We start from the raw sequence: 259 nt of genomic DNA, 5'->3' as shown, positions 1-259 counted from the left end.
TGTTGATGTTGTTGCATTGACAGATGCAGTTGTTGTTTGGATTGGGTGTCTGTCCTACAGGACACTTGTTGATGTTGTTGCATTGACAGATGCAATTGTTGTTTGGGTTGGGTGTTTGTCCTACAGGACAATTGTTGATGTTGTTGCATTGACAGATGCAATTGTTGTTTGGATTGGGTGTCTGTCCTACAGGACACTTGTTGATGTTGTTGCATTGACAGATGCAATTGTTGTTTGGGTTGGGTGTTTGTCCTACAGG

The 259-nt window shown here is 42.5% G+C and carries 1 protein-coding gene; it reads left to right on the top strand.

Annotation, left to right across the window (positions count from 1 at the left end):
• Positions 1-259: hypothetical protein (locus AC1VNY_RS42970; protein WP_482409752.1), on the top strand; the 259-nt coding region annotated here is incomplete at both ends.

It is taken from the genome of Bradyrhizobium ferriligni (assembly GCF_056837965.1).
This window is presented reverse-complemented; position numbering and strand designations above follow the sequence as displayed.